General features: G+C 44.9%; 15 protein-coding genes, 1 tRNA gene, 1 rRNA gene and 1 pseudogene (1 of these 18 only partly in view). 1 reads left to right on the forward strand and 17 read right to left on the reverse strand.

Features of this window, described 5'->3' with window-relative positions:
* Nucleotides 1-13: 13 nt before the first annotated feature.
* The 3 genes from HMPREF9124_RS08485 to secA are packed head-to-tail and all read right to left on the reverse strand — an operon-like array spanning nt 14 to nt 5,062.
* Entirely contained in the window at nt 14-1,267 is a 1,254-nt protein-coding gene (locus HMPREF9124_RS08485) for a homoserine dehydrogenase (RefSeq protein WP_009427690.1), read from the reverse strand.
* A 17-nt stretch (nt 1,268-1,284) separates the two neighbouring features.
* On the reverse strand, nt 1,285-2,421 hold the full coding sequence (prfB, locus tag HMPREF9124_RS08490; RefSeq protein WP_009427853.1) for a peptide chain release factor 2: 1,137 nt from the start codon (nt 2,419-2,421) through the stop codon (nt 1,285-1,287).
* Between the two features lie 52 nt (nt 2,422-2,473).
* Complete coding sequence (gene secA / locus HMPREF9124_RS08495) at nt 2,474-5,062, reverse strand: preprotein translocase subunit SecA (protein ID WP_009429011.1); 2,589 nt, start codon at nt 5,060-5,062, stop codon at nt 2,474-2,476.
* A 256-nt stretch (nt 5,063-5,318) separates the two neighbouring features.
* Between secA and hpf the strand changes: the two genes are divergently transcribed.
* On the forward strand, nt 5,319-5,846 hold the full coding sequence (hpf, locus tag HMPREF9124_RS08500; protein WP_009428002.1) for a ribosome hibernation-promoting factor, HPF/YfiA family: 528 nt from the start codon (nt 5,319-5,321) through the stop codon (nt 5,844-5,846).
* 175 nt (nt 5,847-6,021) lie between these two features.
* Here the strand turns inward: hpf and HMPREF9124_RS08505 are convergent, their stop codons facing one another.
* From HMPREF9124_RS08505 to HMPREF9124_RS08565, 14 genes and pseudogenes are all read right to left on the reverse strand, one after another.
* On the reverse strand, nt 6,022-7,260 hold the full coding sequence (locus tag HMPREF9124_RS08505; protein ID WP_242821580.1) for an O-antigen ligase family protein: 1,239 nt from the start codon (nt 7,258-7,260) through the stop codon (nt 6,022-6,024).
* Between the two features lie 80 nt (nt 7,261-7,340).
* Nucleotides 7,341-7,664: a hypothetical protein gene (locus HMPREF9124_RS12380; RefSeq protein ID WP_242821581.1), complete on the reverse strand. Its 324-nt coding sequence runs from the start codon at nt 7,662-7,664 to the stop codon at nt 7,341-7,343.
* A 135-nt stretch (nt 7,665-7,799) separates the two neighbouring features.
* Nucleotides 7,800-9,494: an LCP family protein gene (locus HMPREF9124_RS08510; protein WP_009428768.1), complete on the reverse strand. Its 1,695-nt coding sequence runs from the start codon at nt 9,492-9,494 to the stop codon at nt 7,800-7,802.
* 140 nt (nt 9,495-9,634) lie between these two features.
* Nucleotides 9,635-11,050 carry an undecaprenyl-phosphate glucose phosphotransferase gene (locus HMPREF9124_RS08515; protein ID WP_009428250.1) on the reverse strand — a complete coding sequence of 472 codons (1,416 nt, stop codon included), beginning with the start codon at nt 11,048-11,050 and terminating at the stop codon, nt 9,635-9,637.
* Between the two features lie 47 nt (nt 11,051-11,097).
* Nucleotides 11,098-12,126: an alpha/beta hydrolase gene (locus HMPREF9124_RS08520; RefSeq protein ID WP_009427903.1), complete on the reverse strand. Its 1,029-nt coding sequence runs from the start codon at nt 12,124-12,126 to the stop codon at nt 11,098-11,100.
* Between the two features lie 181 nt (nt 12,127-12,307).
* Complete coding sequence (locus tag HMPREF9124_RS08525) at nt 12,308-13,564, reverse strand: S1C family serine protease (protein WP_009429293.1); 1,257 nt, start codon at nt 13,562-13,564, stop codon at nt 12,308-12,310.
* Nucleotides 13,565-13,932: 368 nt separating this feature from the next.
* Nucleotides 13,933-15,603 (reverse strand): alpha-glucosidase, encoded by a 1,671-nt coding sequence (locus HMPREF9124_RS08530; RefSeq protein WP_009429023.1) that lies wholly within the window; start codon nt 15,601-15,603, stop codon nt 13,933-13,935.
* A 71-nt stretch (nt 15,604-15,674) separates the two neighbouring features.
* Nucleotides 15,675-17,420 (reverse strand): glycoside hydrolase family 13 protein, encoded by a 1,746-nt coding sequence (locus HMPREF9124_RS08535; protein WP_009429026.1) that lies wholly within the window; start codon nt 17,418-17,420, stop codon nt 15,675-15,677.
* Nucleotides 17,421-17,468: 48 nt separating this feature from the next.
* A complete protein-coding gene (locus tag HMPREF9124_RS08540) occupies nt 17,469-18,500 on the reverse strand; it encodes a LacI family DNA-binding transcriptional regulator (RefSeq protein ID WP_009428928.1) in 1,032 nt (343 codons plus the stop codon).
* 18 nt (nt 18,501-18,518) lie between these two features.
* Nucleotides 18,519-19,388: a carbohydrate ABC transporter permease gene (locus HMPREF9124_RS08545; RefSeq protein WP_009429442.1), complete on the reverse strand. Its 870-nt coding sequence runs from the start codon at nt 19,386-19,388 to the stop codon at nt 18,519-18,521.
* A pseudogene (locus HMPREF9124_RS08550) lies at nt 19,388-20,457 on the reverse strand (carbohydrate ABC transporter permease). The gene HMPREF9124_RS08545 and the pseudogene HMPREF9124_RS08550 overlap by 1 nt, the downstream one beginning before the upstream one ends.
* Nucleotides 20,458-20,615: 158 nt before the next feature.
* The gene (locus HMPREF9124_RS08555; protein WP_009428436.1) at nt 20,616-21,968 is read right to left on the reverse strand and encodes an ABC transporter substrate-binding protein; all 1,353 of its coding nucleotides are present in this window, start codon (nt 21,966-21,968) and stop codon (nt 20,616-20,618) included.
* A 338-nt stretch (nt 21,969-22,306) separates the two neighbouring features.
* Nucleotides 22,307-22,380, reverse strand: a tRNA-Asp gene (locus HMPREF9124_RS08560).
* 146 nt (nt 22,381-22,526) lie between these two features.
* Nucleotides 22,527-24,827 (reverse strand): 23S ribosomal RNA (locus HMPREF9124_RS08565); it runs 578 nt beyond the window's last position.

Consider the following 24,827-nt stretch of genomic DNA (forward strand, 5'->3'; position numbering starts at 1 on the left):
AGCCCCTATCTCTTTATTCCTCCGTCATCCCCTTCATGCGAATGAAATGGAAGACTCTTCTTCCCGTCTCTTCCTCAAAGCCTCTCAGCCTTGCTAAGAAATCTTCTTCAAATAAAATGTCGGATACGATAGCAAACTCATCCTGTCTGCCCTTCAACACGATTGGCTTAAGCGCTTCTCCCCCATCCAGGAAGTAAGACTTAAGTTCCTTCTGAATCCCCTCGGCTGTTCCCTCAATACGAAGAAAATACCGGAAAGCGTTGGAGCCCATCGGCTCAATTTCAATCATCTTCTCCGACCAGCCGATTCCCTGAAAATGATTCTTATGCCTTGCCGCCGCAATAATATCGGAAACCACTGCACTAGCTGTTGGAAGCTTCCCTGCGCCTTTTCCGTAAAGCATGGTATTGCCCAGACAATTTCCCACAATACGAATGCCGTTATATACTCCATTTACAAAGTAAAGCGGATCATCCTTTCCCACCATAATGGGCGCAACATAGGCAAAGTATTTGTCCTCCACTGTCTCTACGGAGCCCAAAAGGCGAATATGGTAATCCATTTGCTTTGCATAGGCCATATCCATATCCGAAATTTCCCGGATACCTTCCGTATGAATATCTTCGTGACGGCAACGCATGCCGGAAGACATGGAAAGAAGAATCGCGGTTTTTCTGGAGGTATCAAAGCCGTCCACATCGGCGGACGGATCCTTTTCCGCATAGCCGAGCCGCTGTGCTTCCTTTAAGGTATCGGCAAAGGTGGAGCCCTCATCCTTCATTTTACTTAAGATGAAATTACTGGTTCCGTTTAAAATACCGGTAATCTCCGTCACATTTTCCCCTGCGTAATTATGATAAAGGGTACGAATAACCGGAATCCCACCGCCTACAGAGGCTTCAAAGTAGAAATTACAGTTATGCTCCTTTGCCGTACGCATAAGCTTCGACCCGCAGGCGTCCACCACCGCCTTATTGGAGCTTACCACATGCTTCCCTTTTTCCAGACAACTCATGATATATTCATAAGCAGGATGGATGCCGCCTATTGCCTCCACCACAAGCTCTACTTCCGGATCCTTTTCAATCACGGAAAAGTCCGTGGTAACAAGCTCATCGGGAACGCCGGGGATATGCTCTCTTCGTGCCAAAATATACTTGATTTCAATCTTATCTCCGCCCTTTTTCTCTACTTGCTCGCGGTTTAATTCCAATACTTCTTTTACTCCGGATCCGACTGTCCCGAACCCCATAATGGCAATCTTCATGCCTCTACCCCTTTTCTCTAATCATTGCCGGAAACTTTTCTGTCCGGACATCCAAGCTGCATCCATTTTAAATAGGCCGTAATAAATCGGTCGATATCTCCGTCCAATACCGCATCGGTATTCCCCGTCTCTTCTCCGGTACGGAGATCCTTCACCATTCTGTAGGGCTGCAAAACATAAGAACGGATCTGAGAGCCCCAGCCGTTATCCTTCACTTCTCCCCGAATGCCGGCAAGCTTTGCTTCCTGCTCTTCTTTCTCCTTTAAATAAAGCTTTGTTTTCAGCATCTGCATCGCCTTATTTTTGTTTTGAATCTGAGAACGTTCTTCCTGACAGGCTACCACAAAACCGGTTGGAATATGTATCAAACGCACTGCGGAAGAAGTCTTGTTAATATGCTGTCCGCCGGCGCCGGAGGCACGAAAAACCTCCATCTTGATGTCTTCTTCTCTCACTTCAATATCAATATCCGTCTCAATATCCGGCATCACGTCACAGGAAACAAAGGAGGTTTGCCTCTTTCCCTGCGCATTGAAGGGAGAAATGCGTACCAGTCGATGAATCCCCGACTCCGAGCGAAGATAACCGTAGGCATACTGTCCCACCACTTCCATGGTGACAGACTTAATCCCCGCCTCATCTCCATCCAGATAGTCCAGAATCTTTACGGAAAATCCGTGGCGCTCCGCCCAACGGGTATACATCCTGTAAAGAATTCCCGCCCAGTCGTTCGCCTCAGTCCCACCTGCTCCGGCATTTAAGCGGAGAATGACATTCATACTGTCATACTCTCCCGAAAGAAGAAGCGTCGTGTTCATGTTTTCCAGTTCTTCCGAAAAACGGGCAAGCATCTCTTTGATTTCCGGAATCACGGAGGCATCCTCTTCTTCTTTTCCCATCTGAATCAAGGCGTCGATATCCTCGTAGTCTTCCTTCAGCTTTAAAAAGCCTTCCACCTCATCCTTTAAATGGCTTGCCTCTGTGGATAGCTTATTTCCCTTTTCCGCATCCGCCCAGAAATCCGGCTCTTCCATCATTCTGTCCAGCTCTGCAATTCTTTTTTTCTTGTTGTCCAGGTCCAGAGCCTGCTCTAATTGTTTAAGCGGCTCTTCCTTCGTATTTAATTCCGATTTGAATTGCTCAAATTCAATCACAGAGGCTCCTTTCCTTCTTGTTCCCGATTATTCTCTTACTACTAAACCGTTATTACTTCTCTTTTTGATAAATACTCTGTCCATGACAGTTCTTATACTTCTTTCCGGATCCGCAGGGACAGGGATCATTCGGATAAATTTTTCTGCCTTCTCTCATCTTCGGTGCTCTCACCGCGGACTCATCCCTATTGGTAGCCAAAGGCTTTGCAACCTGCTCTCTTTCCACTTTCTGTTCCAGCTTAATCTGATAGAGTACACGCACTGTCTCTTCCTGTATACTTCTCATCATCTCCTGGAACATCTCATAGCCGGCAATCTTGTACTCTACAAGCGGATCCTTCTGACCGTAAGCCTGCAGACCGATTCCGTCACGGAGAATGTCCATATCGTCGATGTGGCTCATCCACTTCTGGTCCATAACCTTTAAGAGGATAACGCGTTCCGCCTCTCGCATCTGCTCCGGATTCGGGAACTCCGCTTCTTTTTCCTCGTAGAGACGAATCGCCCTTTCCTTCAACTTCTGTGCAAGCTCATCTCTGGTCATATGCTCGAATTCTTCCTCAGAAAAATTCAGCTTCCCTAACGGAATAATCTGCATCAACGTATCATTTAATCCCTGGAAGTCCCACTCCTTCGGGCTGTCGCTGTCCACAATATTTTCATTGACATAGAAATCCACGATATCGGTAATAAAGCGGGTAATGAGAGGACGCATATTGTCTCCCTCGAGTACCTTCTCTCTTTCCGCATAAACCACGTCTCTCTGGTCATTGTTTACTTCATCATATTTCAGGAGATTCTCACGGATACCGTAGTTATTTAACTCAATCTTCTGCTGGGCCTTCTCAATCGCATTGGAAAGCATCTTGTGATGAATCTGCTCTCCATCGGGAACGCCCAGAGCTTCGAACATCCCCATCAGGCGCTCGGAACCGAAAAGACGCATCAAATCATCTTCCAAGGAAAGGAAGAACTGCGACTGTCCGGGGTCTCCCTGTCTTCCCGCACGACCGCGGAGCTGATTGTCAATACGTCTGGACTCATGTCTTTCCGTACCCACGATATGAAGACCGCCTGCAGCTCTCGATTCCTCATCCAACTTAATATCCGTACCACGACCGGCCATGTTGGTCGCAATGGTTACTGCACCGTGTACACCTGCCTCCGCAATGATTGCCGCTTCCTGCTCATGGAACTTCGCATTTAAGACATTGTGCTTGATGCCGCGTCTTTTAAGCATACCGGAAAGAAGTTCGGAGGTCTCAATGGCAATCGTACCGACCAGTACGGGTGCGCCGGTCTCATGAATCGCCTCAATCTCATCCACAACCGCCTGGAACTTCTCCTTCTTGGACTTATATACCGCATCGTCGAGATCCACTCTCTGTACCGGTCTGTTTGTCGGAATCTGAATAACGTCCATGGAGTAAATATTTCTAAACTCCTTCTCCTCGGTCTGTGCCGTACCGGTCATTCCGGCCTTCTTCTTGAACTTGTTAAAGAAGTTCTGGAAGGTGATGGTTGCCAGTGTTCTGGACTCTCTCTTTACCTTCACATGTTCCTTCGCTTCAATCGCCTGGTGCAGTCCGTCGGAATACCGTCTTCCGTTCATAATACGACCGGTAAATTCATCAACAATCAAAACCTCGTCATCCTTTACCACATAATCCTTGTCTTTAAACATCAAGTAGTTGGCACGAAGCGCAAGGATAATATTATGCTGAATCTCCAGATTCTCCGCATCCGCAAGGTTATTGATATGGAAATATTTCTCCACCTTTTCCACACCCTGCTGAGTCAGATTTACGGTCTTTTCCTTTTCATTAACGATAAAGTCTCCGCTTTCCTCGATTTCCTCTCCTAAAATCGCATTAATCTTGGAAAACTCGGCGGATTCCTCTCCTCTTTCAAGTTGTCTGGCCAAAATGTCACAAAGTTCATAGAGCTTTGTAGACTTTCCGGACTGTCCCGAAATAATGAGCGGTGTTCTCGCCTCATCGATTAAAACAGAGTCCACCTCGTCGATAATACAATAATTTAAGCCTCGTAAAACCTGTTGATTCTTGTAAATCGCCATGTTGTCACGAAGATAGTCAAATCCGAGTTCATTATTTGTTACATAAGTAATGTCGCAAGCATAGGCCGCCTGACGATCCTCTGTAGACATTTCATTTAAAACCGTTCCTACAGTGAGTCCAAGGAAACGATGCACCTGTCCCATCCATTCCGAGTCACGCTTGGCAAGGTAATCGTTTACCGTTACGATGTGTACGCCTTCGCCTTTTAAAGCATTAAGATAGGCCGGACAGGTAGAAACCAAGGTCTTTCCTTCACCGGTTCTCATCTCCGCGATACGTCCCTGATGGAGTACCACGCCACCAATGAGCTGTACCGGAAAGTGCTCCATATCGAGTACTCTCTTAGCAGCTTCCCTTACCGTTGCAAAAGCTTCGGGCAGGAGATCGTCCAAGCTTTCTCCTTGAGACAATCTCTCCTTGAATTTTCCCGTCTGTGCCTTTAAATCCTCGTCAGACATTGCCGCCATAGTTTCCTGTAAAGAAAGGATTTTATCTACCTTCGGTTGTATCAGCTTCAACTCTCTACTAGAATGCGTTCCAAATACTCTTTCAAAAAGATTCATTCTTCTATACTCCTTCTCCATACAGCAGTAGTATGGCATTGTATAAATCTATAACTCATAGAGTTTACCATTAGTCCCGTTCTTTAGCAAGGAAGAAGCAGTGAAAATGCTGTGAAAATCGAAGCTTTTCAATCGTGAATTCTTTGTGAAATTCCTCTTCAAACTTTGGATTTTGTTTCCATTTTTTATAGAAAATGCTATACTGTCTATAAGAAGAATCTTCTTCTTAAAAGAAAAGGAAAGGAAGGATTCGTTTATGAAATTTAGCATTACAGGAAGAACCATTAGTCTCACAGAAGGGTTAAAGAATATGGTGGAGAAGAAGCTCGGAAAACTCGATAAGTTTTTCCAGGCGGATACCCCTTGCAACGTAACCCTTTCCACGCAGAAGGATTTGCAGAAAATTGAGGTTACCATTCCTGTGAAGGGCAGCGTAATCCGTGCCGAAGAATCTACCGAGGATATGTACCAGTCCATCGACCTTGTCGTAGATGTTCTGGAAAGACAGATTCGAAAGTACAAGGATAAGCTGGTAGCCAGACATCAGTCCTCCTCTTTCACTCCGGAATTCCTGGAAGAACAGGAAAGCTATGATGAGGAAGAAATCAAAATCGTTCGTACAAAGCAGATTGATTTAAAACCCATGACACCGGAAGAAGCATGTTTACAGATGGAGCTCTTAGGACACAACTTCTTTGTTTTCTTAAACGGAGATACCGGAAAAGTCAATGTTGTTTATAAGCGTAAGGCAAAGAGTTACGGTCTGATTGAGCCGGAAGAATAAAAGGCAAACGGTTTTCGTTAGCATCATCTTCCAAAAAAATTCAGCTTAGAAATCATAAAAAGATAGAGAAGAAGCGGGACTGTTCCGATAAACCATCGGAACAGTCCCGCTTCTTTCGCCTGAAAAGAGGCTGCTTCCCTCTTTCTATATAAAGAATCAAAAAATCACTCTATTCCTAGGAGGCAGTATCATCCGAGCACTCCTGCGCCCGACACTTTGTGCCGAGCCCTAAGAAAAACAGGATAAAAATAATCGGTAAAACAATAGGTACCGCAATATTGATGACTGCCTGTCCCAGATAGCAGAGAAGGGCTATTCCTGTCGCAAAAGGAAAGACGGTTCCGGAAAAACTCTCCTCCCCTTCCCGATCCTTCTCCCAAAGCGTCTTTAAGGAGAAGAATATAAAAAGAAAATAAGCAATCAATCCGGCCATTCCTATGGTCAGCAGAATATTGAGATACTCATTATGGATATTATCAATCGCACCAAAAGCACTTTGACTGATTTCAAACTTATAGTGGTCGTTTGTCAGCATATAATAGCTGTCCGGTCCGTATCCGAAGATTCTCTGCCACAAAGGCATTTTGTTCATAAAAAAGTCCATCCCCATCTTCCAGATGAAGCCTCTTCCCGAACCCCAGGCATCATCAAAAAGAAAATAGTTTTTATACTTTGTAAGGAAAGCAATCTTATGCGAAACATTGGCATCATAAAACACAAAAATAACTCCGCACAGGATGAGACAAAATACGGCGTAATACAGCGGCCGTAAAAGCTTCTGCACCGCTTCCTCCCGAAGCTTCATCACAAGAAGCCGAAGCAGTCCCAGAACAGGGATTGCCAAAAATGGAAGTGCAGAATAGCCGAGCAATAAGAAAAATCCTTTGTCTCCCACATTATATGAGCTACCTTCCGCGGGAATCAGATATACAGCGAGCTTCATTGTCAGGAAAAATGCAAGATAGAGGTCTATGCATTGAAGCAGAACCTCCTTTTTTTGAAAACAGAAAAAAGGAAGGGCAAGAAAAAGTACAAACAGGGCGAATACCGCATTATCACTCATCCCGTACATGGCGGCAAGCAAGGTAAACATATACATCAGAAGAAAAAGCAGGCTCCACTTCCCTTTTTTCTCCTTAAGATAAAGACCGGCATAAAGCCCTGAATAGCTGACCATCAGGGAAGTATAGCCGTTAATATTTCCCACTCCGCCCGCAAAGGTAGACCACAGACCTTTATTATCCACGCCATCAAAAAAATGGAAAAGATTCATCCAAAAGAAATCGCTGATTCCCCAGCAGGCCTGTAAGAAAATGGAAAGGGAAAGAATCACAAGGTGTCCCTTCTTAAAGTGATAAAAGCGCGTTAAGAAAAAATAATCCAAAAACAATAAGAGCCAGGTAAAGGTTCCCATAAACCTCCCCGTGCTTCCCCACCAGGTCTCATAAATATAGCCCGAAAGAAACATGGAAATGCAATAAATTGCAATTAAGATCAGAAAAAAACATCCGTAGACAGGAAGGGCTTCTTTCTGCCATCCTCCACTCTAAAAAACAATTTCGTATAAATCCGGTTTCTTTCTTCTTTCTTCAGCGTAAAAGCGTACAAAAGAAGAAAAAGCGTCATAATCGCAGAGTAAGCTAAGGAAGAAATCCAGAAAAAACTGAACTTAGCCTGCAAAATATCAAAATATCCGTTTCTAAAATAAAAGGGATAAATCAAAAGGATAATTCCAAGATAAAGGAGACTGATTCTTTCCGCTATCTTGTAAAAATCCCTCTCTTCCTTTGTTTGCACTTTCACTGCTACTGCGTCCATGATTCTTCTCCGCTTTTCCTGTTTTCTCTGTTTTTCTTCATTTTGCAAGAAGCAAGTGTCAGCTATTTTCCTGCGACACTTGCTTACTCTTCTTTTTATTCCCAGCAAGCACCATGCAAAAAGCATCTTCTCTTGCTATTCTACAATATTTCCGGGACCGTTATCGTCACTGCCGGTGGCCTCATCCGGCCCCTTTCCGATACTGGGCTCCTGAGAAGCTGTTTCGGATTTTTTGCTTTCTTCGCTATTCTTCTTCGTTTCCTCACTAGTCGTCTTCGTTTCTGAAGTCGGCCCTTGCGATTTACTTTCCTCCGTACTCTTTCCGGACTTGCTTTCCTCTGTTTCCTTCTTACTGCCGGAAGATTTTGTAGTCTCTATGAGATTTCCGTCCGCGTCGGTTTCCGCCTTCTTTTTCTTGCTCTCAGACTCGGACTCGGATTCGGATTCTCCCTTCTTTTTCTTTGTTTCGCTCTTCTTTGTCTCCTCGTCCTCATCATCACTGTGCTTGGACTTCTTCTTCGAGCTTTCTTCACCGCCTCCGTTCTTATAACTTTGTGCATCGGACGCAATCTTATCGCTAAAGGTCCAAACTGCCGAACTCGGCTTATAATTCTCATCACCGAAGAGATACTCATGGAGCTTTGTCACATTGGAAGCTAAAGAAAGCGGAATAACGCAGTCTCCCTTCTTCCCCATCATCTGCGTACGCAAGTCATAGGGGAATCCTTCCGAACCGACAATATTGTACTTGTTGACCCCTTTAGCCAGTTCCAAAATATCCCCAACATCCACATTAAAGGCAATTTGCGGAAGAACGGTGTCAATAACATTGGTCAGTGTTGCCAGATCCGCCTTCTTCGCCTTATCCAGCACCTGAGAAATCACTTCTCTCTGCCTCTTTGTTCTTGTAAAGTCATCATCCATATAACGGAGTCTTGCATAGGCCACAGCCTGTACACCGTCCAGATGCTGCATCCCCGGTTTTTTAATATATTCCGCGGCAGGGTTCTTGACATTGACCTTTGATTCAATACTGGTCTCATGAATATAAGCATTCATATATTTGAATTCTTTTTCCGTGATATCGATATCCACGCCGCCAAGCATCGTAATCACATCGGCAACCGCACGCCAGTTAAAGGTTGCATAATGCTCAATATCCAAATCCAAATTTTTATTTAATGCGGCAACCGCCTGCTCGGGACCGCCGTCTGCATAGGCTTCGTTAATCTTTGCAAAGCGGGATCCTGCTGCAAGGTTTAAATAAGTATCTCTAAAGACGGATGCCAGTTTCACCGCACCGGTCGCTCTGTCAATACATACAATAAGCTGCACATCGGCATTTGCTCCTCTTCCGACACCGCCGTCACGACTGTCTACACCAAAAACGGCAATGGTCCAATAGCCCTGCATTTGCTCCTGCTTGGTCACGTCAATGTTTTGATTCTTGACATTTTTGATGTTGAATTGCACTTCCGGCTTGATATTCATGTAACGAACCACATAACCCGCACAAACAATCATCACCAAGGTCAGAATTTCAATCACGGAGAGAAGAAGAATCTTCTTCCAAAGAGACTTCTTTCTTTTCTCTTTCTTACTGTAGACCTCATCCAGCTCGCCTTCTATATCTCTTGCCGTATTCATCTGCAGAACATCCAGATTGTCAATCTTCCTTTTAGTTTCCTTCTTTTCTTCCCTTTTTTCTTCCGGAAGAGTCACAATATAAGATGCTCGCTTCCCTGCTTCTATCTCTTTTGCTTTTTCCGTCTTTTCCTTAAGTAGCTCGCCATGGGGCTTTCTACTCCCCCTATTCTGCTCTAATGCCAAAGTCTACCTCCCAAGAGTTCTCTTTTTCGGATATCCGAAAGCCTGTCTGCCTCATCATCCTTTTAAAAGAGCTTTCCTAATCCTTATCCCTGCTACCGCAAAATGAACGATAAGGTATCATACCACAAAATGCGACAGAATTAATAGGCATTTTTGTTAACAAATCCTTTCCATAGCGTTAAAAAAAGGATTTTAATGTCCAGACTTAAGCTCCAGTTCTCGATATACCATAAATCACATTGAATTCTGCCGGTAATGGATGTATCGCCCCGAAAGCCGTTCACCTGTGCCCACCCCGTCATACCGGGACGAACCTGATGCTTAATCATATAACGGGGAATCTGCTCTTTAAACATTTCCACAAACTGCGTTCTTTCCGGTCTCGGACCGATCAGAGACATATCTCCTTTTAAAACATTAAAGAACTGCGGCAATTCATCAATGGAAGTTTTTCGGATAATTTTCCCAATCCAAGTAACTCTGGGATCTCCCTTCACCGTCCATGCCTTCTTCTCCTCTTCCGCCTTCTGCACTCCCATAGAGCGGAATTTATACATCATAAAAGGTCTGTTGTGTAAGCCTACCCTCTCCTGTTTAAAAATAATGGGTCCCGGAGAGCTCAACTTAATGAGAGCAGCTACAACAAGCATCAATGGGCCGAAAAGAACAATTCCCACCAGAGAACCGAAAATATCGATCCAACGCTTCAAGATGGCATTCATCGGATCGGTCAGGGGTACATTTCGAATATTAATAATCGGTAAGCCGTCCATATCCTCTGCAATCGGCTTGGAATGAATAAATTGCTGATAATCGGGTATAAACTTCGTGTGTACTCCCGACTTTTCACAAGTCGAAACAATACCGGGAAGCTTCTCGTAAGCCGCCAGCGGTAAGGTGATGGCAATTTCATCAATCGTATTCGTAGAAAGCAAATCTCCGAGCATCTTAATTCCGCCTATTACGGAAATTCCCCTGTAAGACGCCCCCGGTTCTGCCAGGTCATCTACAACACCGTAAATATGGTAGCCCCAATCCGGATTTTTCTTGCAAAGATCAATGAAGCGATCCGAAACCGGAGAAAATCCCACCAAAATAATATGTTTCTGATTAAAACCGTTCTTCCGCAGTGCGGAGAGAACTTTCCGTAAAAAGTATCTTTCCGCCGTGGTGAAGAAAATCGAGAAAACATAAAAAAAACCCAGCATCCTTGTGGAGTAATGTTCAAAATAGCCGCTTTTACGAAAAGCGAAAAGAATGGATGCGGAAAGAAGCAGTCCCACGGAATTACTCTGCAGGATTCGGAAAAAGGCAGTCTTCATCCGAATCGTCCGCATCGGTTTATACAGTCCCAAAATCCAATACAGGAATAAATAGGCCGGAATAAGCGGAATCATGACAGAAAAATAAAACCTGGGTGAAAGCACTCCGTGCCCCTCAGGAAAAATCGGATTTTTTATGGCAAAGTACCACGCAAAAGCATAAGAAAATGCCAAGACCGCAGCATCTAACAGCACCTGTAAATGATTTAATTGTTTTTGAATGTCTTTAATCATAGGGAAGATTATACAATAGGAATGCCGGCTTGAAAAGCATTCCCGTTTCAGGAAAGAAGAAAACGCGCAAAATGAATTTGTTTCTCCAAAGATTTTTCAGCTTCTTCGGAACCCGCCCGGAGTTCATAATCATGCGGAATTTCTCCGTCCGGAAAATAAGTATATACCGGAATTCCCAAAGCACGGCATTTTCCCTTGAAATCTTCCGCCTGACTCCGAAACGAACCTATATTCCCGTCCGTCAGAAAAGTAGGCGGAAAAGACTTTGTCAGGTAATCCTCCAGTTTGGTTTCTTCGGCTTTTTTTCCACTGTAAAATTTTTTATCCCGAAAATAAGCCTGTCCCCAGGAAAGAAAAGCGACGTCGTTTTCCTGAAGTCCCGTCTTATGATAACGCGTACCGTCCAGTAAACCGGACAAAGAGATAAATGCACAAATCTTAGCGCCTTTTTTAGCCATAAACGGAGAAATCCCGAGCATCTTCCCATAGCCTTTATTCACTTGCGTTAAAATAAACTGACCGGCAAGACTTGCTCCGGCACTGTCTCCCATAAAAATGAGTTTTCTCTCGTCTATTCCCAAACTGTCCTTCAGCCTTAAGAGTTCTTCCACACAATAAGAAATTTGATGTAGCGCCGTCGGATAGGGATAATCCGGTGCCAATGCATAATCTATGGAAATCACCTGAAAGCCTGCCCTGAGCCAGGCAAGAAAATAGGGATTTTCTCCGGCAATGTCTTTTGTTCCGGAAACGAAACCTCCCCCATGGATATAGATAATCGTTCCCAGAACCTCCCCCCTCCTATTGGAAGGATAAACATAGGCATCATAGAAATGATTCGGATAAACGGAAGGATAGGAAACGTTCCTGTAAGAGAGAAATTCATGAAAGCTCTCTTTCTTTCCGGCCACTTTCCCGGAAGCGGAAGAAACCGCCGTCTTATCCCGTTTTTTGGCACCGGCCAGGGAATCTCCCATCCCGATAAAAAAACCTATGGATAAAATGAGCAAAGAAAAAAAGCCCATGAAAAGGAACCGTCGTATCTTTTCTGTTCCTTTCCAATGAGCTTCTTCCATCTTTCTAAACCTTCTTTTTGCTTTTACATACAGCCGTTTTTCCTAGCGATAATTTGTAATACTAGCAAATTATGAAGACTCTTGCAATCCAATTACAGCTTTTTTCACACGCACATTTTTTCACACACACATTTTTTCACACACTGTTAAATTCCACTATTCGGAAATCGAGGAATATTGCTTAACCCTTCATCGGATTTTGACTATTCTTCCCCAGGGTTACCGTAACGGTCTTCTCCTGATACTCTCCCTTTCCGGAAAGTCTCTGTACCGTTACCTCTACCTTTTCTCCTGCCTTATAGCGGGAAAGAAGGCCGGAAAGTTCTTCCAGACTGTCTACAGACTGTCCGTCAAACTTTGTAATGATGTCCTTCTCCTGCAGAGCGGAATTATCCGTTCCCTCTCCTGTTAAGAGTTTATAGATGTAAATTCCTTTCGGCATGTTGTAGGCTTCCGCAATACTGCTGTCCACCGTTTTTCCTTGGATACCGATATAGCCTTTTTCATCCTGACTAACCTTCGATCTGGTCGTTTTTTGAGAAAGACCTTCCACAATTTCCTTTACCTTCTTCGATGGAATAGAGTATCCCATCCCCTCTACCGTAGTATCGGAATACTTTGCCACATTGATTCCAATTAACTCCCCGTTCATATTGAGAAGTGCTCCGCCGGAATTACCGGGATTGATAGCCGCATCCGTCTGTAAAAGACCGGATTCCGTCCCGCCCTCTGTGGAAATGTCTCTGTTTTTGGCCGATATAATTCCGGTCGTTACAGATTGGCCGTAGCCTAATGCATTTCCGATGGCAACCACCTGATCTCCGACATTGACACTGTCCGAATCGCCATACTTTGCGAAGCTGATACTGTTTAAAGTTTCCTTGGAAAGGGAGGAAAGCGGAATAGCAATCACGGCAAGATCGACATCTCTGTCCGTTCCCTTAATCTCCGCATCATAAGATTTTCCATCTACAAACTGTACGGAAAGTGCGGTAGAATCTTCCACTACGTGATTGTTCGTCACAATCAGAAGCTCCGTATCATTTTTTCCGATAATGACACCGGAACCGCTTGCAGCAGCCTCCTGTTCCCCACTCTGCCCGAAAATGGTATAGCCGTATTGCTGATAACGAATGGTATTGGTAATGGAAACCACCTCGGGCATGGCATTTTTGGCAATTTCCGAAACACTCCCGCTTGTCTCCGCAGTCTTATTTGCGGAAGATGCATTTAACTGCTGTGCACTGCTCCCCTGCGAATCGTTCTTCGATGCATTCTCCCCAAAAACTGTGGCTCCCGCATCATTGGACGCCTGTGCAAGAACCCCCGAACGATACTGGTCGGATAGAGCATTTACCCCTACCATCGTGCCTCCTGCTACCGTTCCGAAGAGCATAGCCGATAAAACAAGCCCTGCAAACTTTCTTCCTCTATTCATATTGATACCTCCTCTTTATCCACTTATTTTTTGAAGCCTCTCCTTTTAAGAAGCTCCCTCTTTTTCTCTCTTAACGAGTGCTATACTAGGAGGAAAATATGTTTTAAAAATGGTAAAAGCGTGAAGATACTGTGTCTTCACGCTTTTTGGGGAATTATTTTGGAAATTATAACAATAAAGCTAAATGGCTCTTAATTGCTGTGCAGGTCCTACCGGGGCACGCTCCCGCTAACCTCGCCCAGTAGGGGATACTAAGCGAAAAACTGCAGTTCCTTTGTTTTTCGCAAGTACCCACGGGTTCAGATTACCCCGGAACGAACCTGCACAGTCATAAAACAACAGCTTCCCTTTTTGTAATCGATAACAATCTATACTTCCAAAATAGTCGCTTCATAACCGGAAAGAACAATCTTCCGCCCTGTGATTCGCGGTTCCGTATTGGAAAGGACAAGCTTCTTCACCGGAGCGGGAAGCTCGAGTTCCCGTTCTTCTTTCCGGTAGTTTCCGAGAATGAGGAGGGTTTTCTCCCCTTTTCTATAGAACGCCATCAGGCGATCTTCATCCGCCATAAAGGGAACAAAGTCTCCATAAACCATTGTCTCTTTATACTCCGGGTTCTTCCTTAATGCAGTCAGTTTCTTATAGTAGCTTAAAACGGATTCGGGGTCTTTCTCCTGCTGTGCTACATTGATCTTTTTGTAATTCGGGTTTAGCGGAAGCCAGGGCGTTCCTGTCGTAAATCCTGCATTCTTACTGCTGTCCCATTGCACCGGTGTACGTGCATTGTCTCTGGAATAGCGGTTCACAATCCGGAGCGCTTCCTCTTCCGAGAACCCTTCCCGAAGACAGACTTCGTATTCATCTAGGGTGCTGATGTCATCCACCTCCCGAATGGACGTAAGAACCACATTTTCCATGCCGATTTCCTGCCCCTGATAGATAAAGGGAAGGCCTCTTTGCAGCATCTGCATCGTAGCAAGGAACTTCTTTGCCTTCTCGGATAAATCTTCCTTCGGAATATAGAAGCTCACGCCTCTGGGTTCATCATGATTCTCAATAATCGTAGAGATAAATCCTACGGGGTTTACAAGTTTCTGCGTCAGAAAGCAGGCATCCCGATACATATTCGGGGTCACGATACCGGCATCATACCAGCCAAGTTCCGACCGGGCACTGGAATGCGCACGAAAATCAAACATCGAGGAAAAATAGCCGTTTTCTCCGATAAACTCCGGAATCTGCGCTTCCGTCTCATTAAAAACTTCTCCAACGGAAAAAGCATGGTGCGGCTTAAAGCAACGATCTCGCATTTCTCCGAGAAAATCACCGATTCCCTCCGCTTCCGTGATCATTCTTGTACAATTGCTCAGTCCGTCATCCCGATCCACCGGAAAATCATGCCCGCGAAGCGGGAAAACTTTCTTAATGTTCAGAATAGCATCGATACGGAAACCGGCTATGCCCTTGTCCAGCCACCAGTTAATCATCTTATAGATTTCTTCTCTGAGTTCCGGATTCTCCCAATTTAAGTCCGGCTGCTTCTTGTGGAAAAGATGCAGATAGTAGGTGTTCTCCGTTCCTTCCACCTTTTCCCAAACCGATCCGCCGAAATAGGAACGCCAGTTGTTCGGCTCGTGCCCGTCTACTCCCTCTTCAAAGTAAAAATACTTGGCGAAAGATCCCTTCGGATCCGCTACCGCCTTCCGAAACCACTCATGCTCATCACTGCAATGGTTTACCACAAGGTCCAGGAGAATATACATATCCCTCTTCTTCGCCTCGGAAATCAGCTCCTCCATGTCTTCATTGGAGCCGAATCGCGGATCAATCTTGTAGTAATCGGCAATATCATAGCCCTGGTCGGCAAGAGGGGAAAGAAAGCAGGGAGAAATCCAGATGATATCGATTCCGAGTTCCTTCAAATAATCGAGTTTTTCAATAATTCCCTTGATGTCTCCAATTCCATTCCCCTTTGTATCCTTAAAACTCTTCGGATAAATCTGATAAGCGACCTTCTCCTGCCACCACTCTTTTTTCATTCCTTCACTCTTTCTACTATACAGAAACCGTTGATTCCCTTCTCACATCGGTTCATCCTATACAAAGTTCCTTATTCTACTGCTAAAACATAAGCCTCATACGGTGCAAGCTTCCCGGCACGCACATCTCTATCCGGCATATTCTGAATCAACACTTGTCCGTTCTGAAACTCTGCGGGAGGCGTATACTCTCTTTCTTTTTCCGAAACATTACATACACAGAGGAGCACTTTTCCGTCCAGATGTCTTTCATAAATAAAGAGATCCGGATCCTCCTCCTCCAAAAGGCGGAAGTCGCCATAAACAATCAAATCAGAGTGATGACGAAGAGAAATCAATTTCTGATAATAATGGAAAACGGAATCCGCTCTCGCAAGTTCTTCCTTCGCATTCACTTTCTTATAGTTGGGATTCACTTTGATCCAAGGGGTCGCGCTTGTAAATCCGGCATTCTCGGAATCATCCCACTGCATCGGTGTACGTGCATTGTCCCTGCTCTTAAAAGCTATCATCGGGAAAAGTTCAGCAGGATCCAAATGGGCTTTCTCAGTCAGTTCGTGGAAAGCATTGATACTCTCGAGATCCCGGAACTCCGACAAGTCCTGAAACGGATAATTGCTCATTCCGAGTTCTTCTCCCTGATATACGTAAGGCGTTCCCTGCATCATGTGAAGGAAGGTGGCAATACACTTTGCCGAACGCTCCCTGTATAAATCACTGTCATTTCCGAGACGGGAAACAATACGCGGCTGGTCATGGTTACAGAAGAAAATACTGTTCCAGCCTACCTCATATAAACCGTTCTGCCACTTCATAAGATTCTTCTTCAAAGAAACCAGAGACATCTTCTCCGTATTCCACTTAAAGCCATATTTCGGATTGTCATCCAAGCTGACGTGTTCAAACTGGAAAACCATGTTGAGCTCCGTTCCATCGGAATTGGCATATTTCTTTGCTTCTTCCAGGGTGACGCCTGCGGTTTCTCCTACCGTAATTAAATCATAACGGGAAAGCACCTTCCGGTTCATCTCTTTCAGATACGCATGGACGTGCGGCCCGTTTGCGCAAACCTGTCCGGCATCTCCATAGATGGCACCGGTCGGAATCGGCTGATTCGGGAGTCCTTCCGGCTTCGAAATCAGGGAAATCACATCCATACGGAAACCGTCGATTCCCTTCTCACACCAACGGTTCATCATATCGAAAACTTCTTTCCGCACTCTCTCATTTTCCCAGTTGAGATCCGGCTGCTTCTTCGAAAAAAGATGCAAATAAAACTCCCCTGTCTCTTCCGAGAATCCCCAGGCAGGGCCGGAGAAGAAGGAACCCCAGTTGTTCGGCGGAAGGAACTTCTCTCCCTTATACTCCACTACATCGGAAGCAAAGTGCTTCTGCTCTTCGGGGGAAACTTCACTAAGCTTTCTTCCCTTCTTCCAGATATAGTAATCCCGCTTCTCATTTTCCGCATTTTTCCGGGACTCGAGGAACCACGCGTGCTCATCACTCGTGTGATTCACCACAAGATCCATCACAATCTTCAGTCCCTTCTCATGCGCGCTCTTCAGTAAACGGTCGAAGTCCGCCATACTTCCGAAGTCTTCCATGATATCCTCATAATCGGAGATATCATAGCCGTTGTCATCGTTGGGAGAGCGATAGACGGGAGACAACCAAATGACATCGATTCCAAGCTCCTTCAGATAATCAAGCTTCGAAGTAATTCCGTTCAAATCCCCGATGCCGTCCCCGTTGCTATCACAGAAACTTCTCGGATAAATCTGGTATACGACCGCTTCTTTCCACCATGTTTTTTTCATCATCCCGCTCCTCTACATTGATAAAACGCGCGCCCAAACGCACATCCCCTAGATTCTCGCCACCGTCTCTCCTATAAATAGACTTGCCGGAAGGCGGATGTTCTTATAAGCGCCTTCCCCTTCTTCAAACAAGGAAAGCAACTCTCTTACCGCTCTTCTGCCTTTCTCGGCGCTATCCTGTTCCATCGTGGTGAGCATCGGATGCATACAACGCCCTGCTTTGATTCCGTCAAATCCTACGACGGACAGCTTCTCCGGAATGGAAATTCCTCTATCCATACAAAAACGCATCATCTCTAGTGCCATAATGTCCGCCGTAAAAAACAGCGCCGTCGCATGAAAAAAGTTTTCTTCATAAAAAGAAAAATATTGTTTTTTTCTGATTTCCTCTACAAAAGACAGATTATGCCAGCCTCCCGCAACAAGGCCTTCCTTATCCATCGCCTCTTTAAATCCTCTATATCTTTCGCTATCAATATAGTGCTTCTCGAGAAGTTCTCCGCCTTCTGTCAGAGAGAAAAAGGCAATCTTTCTGTGTCCCATGGAAAGCAGATACTTGGTCATCTCTTTTGCAGCCTCATAATCCTCTAAGCCGATATTGGTATATTCCATATCTGTAGCAGAAAATGGCGTATCAATGGAAACGACCGGTACGGAAAGACTTTCTTTCATCTTGTAATACCCTTCTCGCTTTGCGCCAAGAAGAATAATCCCATCCACGTTCCATTCGCGGGATATCTTTACACAGTCTTCCATGTCCGGATTGCTGTAGAGTAGAAGAAAATACCCTTTTTCCTGTAAAGCAAGTTGCACAGCACCGATTACGGAAGACACAAACGGGTCTTCCACTATACTCTCTTTCTCGATTCGTTTATACGCCAGAATAAGCGCAACGAGCCTAGAGCCCTTGGCAGATAGCATGCGGGCTCCCATGTGAGTTACATACTGTTCTTCTTCCAGTATTTTCTCTACCCGATTATAGATTTCAGGACTGACTTTCTCTTTTCTTTTATGAATGACATTGGACACGGTAGAGGGACTTACATTTGCCAATTTCGCAATATCTTTAATTCTTACCATAAGCTCCCTCTTCTTCCTTTAGCCCTTTACAGCCCCCTCAACCATTCCGCTCATAATCTGCTTTTGTCCAATCAGGAAAACAATAATCATGGGTAAAATGGCAAGCAGTGCAGCCGAAAGGATGAGATCCCACTGTTTTACATAAGAACCCACAAAGGCCTGCACGGCAACAGGGAGCGTCTTTACCTTTCCGTTTTGTCCAAGCATCAGAGAGGGAAGAAGATAGTCGTTCCAAATCCACATTCCGTTTAAAATCGTCACCGTCGTAATAATCGGTCTTAAAAGCGGGAAAATAATCTTAAAGAAGGTTCCTTCCGGAGAGCATCCGTCAATCGCAGCTGCCTCCTCCAATTCATAGGGAATCCCCTTGATAAATCCGGTCAAGATAAATACCGTCATTGCACCGCCAAAACCAAGATAAGCAAATACAATTCCCTGTACAGACTGTAACATACTGATTCCGATGAACTTACCGACATCACGGAAAGTGGATACAAGCGGAAGCATAACCACCTGGAACGGAATAATCATCGAAGCAATAAATACCATGTAAATGGCGGTTGCCCAGGTCTTCTTATGGTTTCTGCTGATAACCCATGCTGCCATACTGCCAAACAAAACAAGAAGAACCAAAGATACGATGGTAATCACAGTGGAGGTCCCGAAGGCATACCAGAAGTTAAAGTTGGAGTTGTGTATGACGGAGTTCAGATTCTTAAGTAACTGGGCGAAACTCACTCCGCGAAAACGAACGGGATCCGCTACAATATCCGTCTGCTTCTTAAAAGCATTCATGACAACCAGATAGAAGGGGAACAAAACGTAGAGTGCAATAAAACTTCCCACGATTCCCAGAACTAAACTTTTCCCTTTTCTTGTACTATTCATTACATTTCCACCTCTCTACTGTTACTGATTCGCACCTGAATCAAAGAAATCACAGCCAGAATAATAAAGAACAGAACCGCCTTGGCCTGCGCAACGGCAAAATTATTTTTTGCAATCGCAGTATTGTAAATGTTCAAAGCCAGCATCTGTGTACCGTTGGATAAGTAGGCCCCCATAAAGTCCGGTACGGATCCGGCACCATTGGTCAAGGCCATATTGACATCAAACTGCTTAAAAGCGGAAGTTAAAGTCAGGAAAGTGCAGATGGTAACCGTTGACGCAATCATGGGGATCTTCACCTTAAAGAGCGTCTGCAAAGCACTTGCCCCATCAATAGAGGCCGCTTCCAAGACATCTCCCGGTATCTGCGTAAGACCGGTCACATAGATTAACATAATATATCCTCCATACTGCCAGATATAGACGATGATAATCGCAAGCATCGCCGTCTTCGTACTCGACAGCATGGAAAATTTAATATAACTCATCAGAACATTGTTGAATACAAACTGCCAGATATAGCCGAGAACAATTCCTCCAATCAGATTCGGGAGGAAATATGCCGCACGGAAAAAAGCAACTCCTCTAAGCTTTGAAGTGCAAAGTAAAGCCAGACAAAAACCAACAATATTAATGAGAATAACATTCAACAATACAAAAACAAAAGTGATAAGAACCGACCAAATAAATGCCGGATCATGGAACATTTTCAAATAGTTTTGAACCCCTACCACCTTCGTAAAACGAATTCCAGTCCAATCTGTAAAAGAATATCCAATTCCCAAAACGAGAGGAATGATAACGGTAATAAAAAAAGCAAAAAGCAGGGGGAATAGAAAAAGAAAATACACAATCTTTCGATGATGTGCAGTACTCGGTATTTTATAAAGACCGAAAAAAACAAAATAGCTCCGCAAACCAACAGCGTTCCTCTTAAATTTGCAATGGTTTTCATTACACCACTATAATTTGCCTTTATAGTGAATGCAAAGAAAAGAGCGGCAAACATGAGTACAGCCCCCAGTAATAGTAAAAAATTGGACTCTAATCTTGTATCTCGTCCTTTCATGGTTCCCCCTTCTAAAAAATGGGGCAGCATAATGCTGCCCCGCTTCCTCACCTTATAGTGCTGTTCTGCACAGCCTTGTGTGATTGCACTACAGCAAACCCTGTAGCCACATTCTACTGGAAACTCCTCTTAGAATGCAAGTGAAATCTAAAGTAAGATTATCCGGCATAGTACTGTGCAACAACCTTCTCTACAGTATCTACAAACTTAGCTTTATCCAGATTTCCGGAAGCAAAATCCTGGTAAACTACACCAAGTGCATTCTGCGCAAGACCTTCCTTGTTTCCAAGCCAGTGCCAAGCAGAAGTCTTTCCGGCCTTTGTGTAGTCGGTAATCGTCTGTGCAAACGGATCATCTGCCACATAGCTGATGGACTTGAACGGACTAACAAAACCGGCCTTCTCAACCAAAATCTTCTGTCCTTCATCCTCGGAAACCCACTGCAAGAACTTTAAAGCATCTTCCTTGTTATCGTTATCAAATACAGCCCACCAAGACGGAGAGTTTGTCTGAATGGTATCGATTCCCTCTTCAAATGCATAAGGAATCATTCCAACTTTAAACTTTCCTGCAGCCTCATACTGTTCCTTATCATCATTGGTCATCGTTGCACCAATCCAGGAACCCTGTGTTACGAAAGCATACTTTCCGGCAGAGAAATTCTGAATCTGCTGATCATACGTTCCGGAAACAAGAAGAGAAGGATCTGCATACTTATTGAAGAGTTCAACCATATCCGCATACTTGGAGAAACGATCCTTGTCAATCTTACCCTGTTCGAGCAGATCAAAATACTTCGTATCGTCTCTCTTTAATCCGCCATCCTCATAGACACCGAAGAGGTGATTACCGGTGGACCAATAAAGGTTTGTAGCCTCGGCAACATATCCGACAACTGCAGTAAGCCCAAGTTCATCCTTCTTACTGTCCAGTGTTTCGAAAGCCTTCTTCATAGAATCCGGACCGGTAATGGATTTCGGATCAATTCCGGCCTTCTCTAAAACATCTGCATTGTAAGCAAGGCCGATCGCCTCCGTTGTATACGGGAAACCTACTACCTTACCATCTTTATCCTTGTAAGCGGCTTCCGTATCGGAAACCCACTTTTCGTTAGACATATCAACGAGATGGCCTTCCCAGTTCTTAAAATCCGTGTCTCCACCGTTTACAAAGATATCCGGCATATTATCAGCCTGGAAATATCCTTTTAATGTACCCTGAATGTCAATACCGCCACCCATGGACTCGATGTTCACCTTAACACCGGTCTCTTTCTCATAAGCGGCTGCAAGTTCCTTCAGCTGTGCATCAACCTCGATTTTACCGTTGACAAGACGAAGTTCTTTCCCTGCGGAAGACTTCTTTTCCTCGGACTTTCCTTCATCCGCTTTGGTCGTCTCAGCCTTATCTGTTTCTCCGGAAACCTTCGTTTCAGAAGAAGATCCGCCGCCACAGGCAGTAAGAGCCAGAACCAAGGCAGCTGTCATCAGCGCTAAATTTCTTTTTTTCATTTACATTCCTCCTTATTTGATCCCTTAACGGGGAGTCATTGTATGAACTGTAAGAATATGAACTATTACTTGATGAATCATACCAGCTTTATCGTATAAATTCAAGAACAATTCTATAAATTGCACATAAATTTATGATTATAAGCTTAAAAATTTGCTAGTATTTCATTACAACAAGTATACTTTATATATTTATATTAATATGCATATATATTATTTTTATGTTAAATATTATATATTAATAACTAGTCCAAAAAATGATAGGAAAAACTCGTACGATGCATGTTAAAAATAAAAAAGCCATTTCGATTGAAATCGAAACAACTTCTTTGAATGAACGACCCGGAACGGATTCGAACCGTCGACCTCCGCCGTGACAGGGCGGCGCTCTAACCAACTGAGCCACCGGGCCATCTCGTACCTGCTTCTTTAGTAGAAGCATATAGTTAACTGCGTACTCAGTAATCCCTAGAGTCTAATTCCCTAGCAACTACCTTTCTTCAGAAAAACAACATATCAAAGAAATAACTCTAGCAGTAAAACATATCAATCAGACGCATTGGATAAGCCCTCAACCTATTAGTAGCTGTCAGCTGAATGCTTTGCAGCACTTACACCTCAGCCCTATCTACCTCGTTCTCTTCAAGGGGTCTTACTCTTACGATGGGATATCTCATCTTGAGGTTGGCTTCACGCTTAGATGCCTTCAGCGTTTATCCATTCCCAACTTGCCTACCCTGCGATGGGATTGATTCCCAACAGGTTCAGCAGAGGTCAGTCCATCCCGGTCCTCTCGTACTAAGGACAGATCCTCTCAAATATCCTACGCCCGCGCCGGATAGGGACCGAACTGTCTCACGACGTTCTGAACCCAGCTCGCGTACCGCTTTAATGGGCGAACAGCCCAACCCTTGGGACCGACTTCAGCCCCAGGATGCGATGAGCCGACATCGAGGTGCCAAACCTCCCCGTCGATGTGAACTCTTGGGGGAGATCAGCCTGTTATCCCCAGGGTAGCTTTTATCCGTTGAGCGATGGCAATCCCACTTTCATACCACCGGATCACTAAGTCCGTATTTCTACTCTGCTTGGCCCGTCAGCCTCGCAGTCAGGCTCCCTTATGCCTTTACACTCTTTGGATGGTTTCCAACCATCCTGAGGGAACCTTTGAGCGCCTCCGATACTCTTTCGGAGGCGACCGCCCCAGTCAAACTCCCCACCTGACATTGTCCCTTGACCGGCTTACGGCCTAAGGTTAGAAATCCAATAACATAAGGGTGGTATCCCAACAGCGACTCTGATAATACCGAAGTACTATCTTCTCAGTCTCCCACCTATCCTGTGCATACATTACCGAATCCCAGTATCAAGCTGGAGTAAAGCTCCATGGGGTCTTTCCGTCCTGGCGCGGGTAACCAGCATCTTCACTGGCACTTCAATTTCACCGGGTGCATTGTTGAGACAGCGCTCAAATCATTACGCCTTTCGTGCGGGTCGGAACTTACCCGACAAGGAATTTCGCTACCTTAGGACCGTTATAGTTACGGCCGCCGTTTACTGGGGCTTCAATTCAAAGCTTCGATTGCTCTAACCTCTCCTCTTAACCTTCCAGCACCGGGCAGGCGTCAGCCCATATACTTTACCTTACGGTTTCGCATAGACCTGTGTTTTTGCTAAACAGTTGCTTGAGCCTTTTCTCTGCGGCCCAGTTGCCTGGGCACCCCTTCTCCCGAAGTTACGGGGTCATTTTGCCGAGTTCCTTAACAATGCTTCTCCCGCCGGCCTTAGGATTCTCTCCTCATCTACCTGTGTCGGTTTGCGGTACGGGCTTACTAAACACTATAGCGGCTTTTCTCGCCACAGAGTCGAAGAGCTTCTCTACTTTATTTCGATCCGCATCAGGTCTTCAGATTGTGCAGCGGCTTTTCCTACTGCACTCCTACCTCCCTTGCACCGGTCTTCTCATTCCCGGCTCTCTCTTTCTCCATGTGTCCCCACATTTCTGATTTAGTAAGGTACTGGAATCTACACCAGTTGTCCATCGACTACGCGTCTCCGCCTCGCCTTAGGCCCCGACTTACCCAGGGCAGATCAGCTTTACCCTGGAAACCTTAGATATTCGGCCTGGAGGATTCTCACCTCCATCTCGCTACTCATTCCGGCATTCTCTCTTCAAAACAATCCACGGCTCCTTTCGGTACCGCTTCATCTCGTTTTCAATGCTCCTCTACCGATGGTTTACACCATCCCTAAGCTTCGGTGTCATGTTTTAGCCCCGTTAATTTTCGGCGCAGGACCTCTCGACTAGTGAGCTATTACGCACTCTTTGAATGTGTGGCTGCTTCTAAGCCAACATCCTAGTTGTCTATGAAATCCCACATCCTTTACCACTTAACATGTACTTTGGGACCTTAGCTGTAGATCTGGGCTGTTTCCCTTTTGACTACGGAATTTATATCCCGCAGTCTGACTCCCGCTTATATCTTACCGCCATTCGGAGTTTGATATCTCTTGGTAGACTTTGACGCCCCCTCAAGAATTCAGTGCTCTACCTGCGAAAGACTAATTGCGAGGCTAGCCCTAAAGCTATTTCGAGGAGAACCAGCTATCTCCGGGTTCGATTGGAATTTCTCCGCTATCCACACCTCATCGCCACCCTTTTCAACGGATGTGCGTTCGGACCTCCACCAAATTTTACTTTAGCTTCATCCTGGACATGGATAGGTCACCCGGTTTCGGGTCTATATCTACTGACTTAACGCCCTATTTAGACTTGCTCTCGCTTCGGCTCCGGACCTAAAGTCCTTAACCTTGCCAGTAACTATAACTCGCCGGACCGTTCTACAAAAAGTACGCGGT

The sequence above is a fragment of the Oribacterium sp. oral taxon 108 str. F0425 genome (genome assembly GCF_000214455.1).
GTDB lineage: Bacteria > Bacillota > Clostridia > Lachnospirales > Lachnospiraceae > Oribacterium > Oribacterium asaccharolyticum.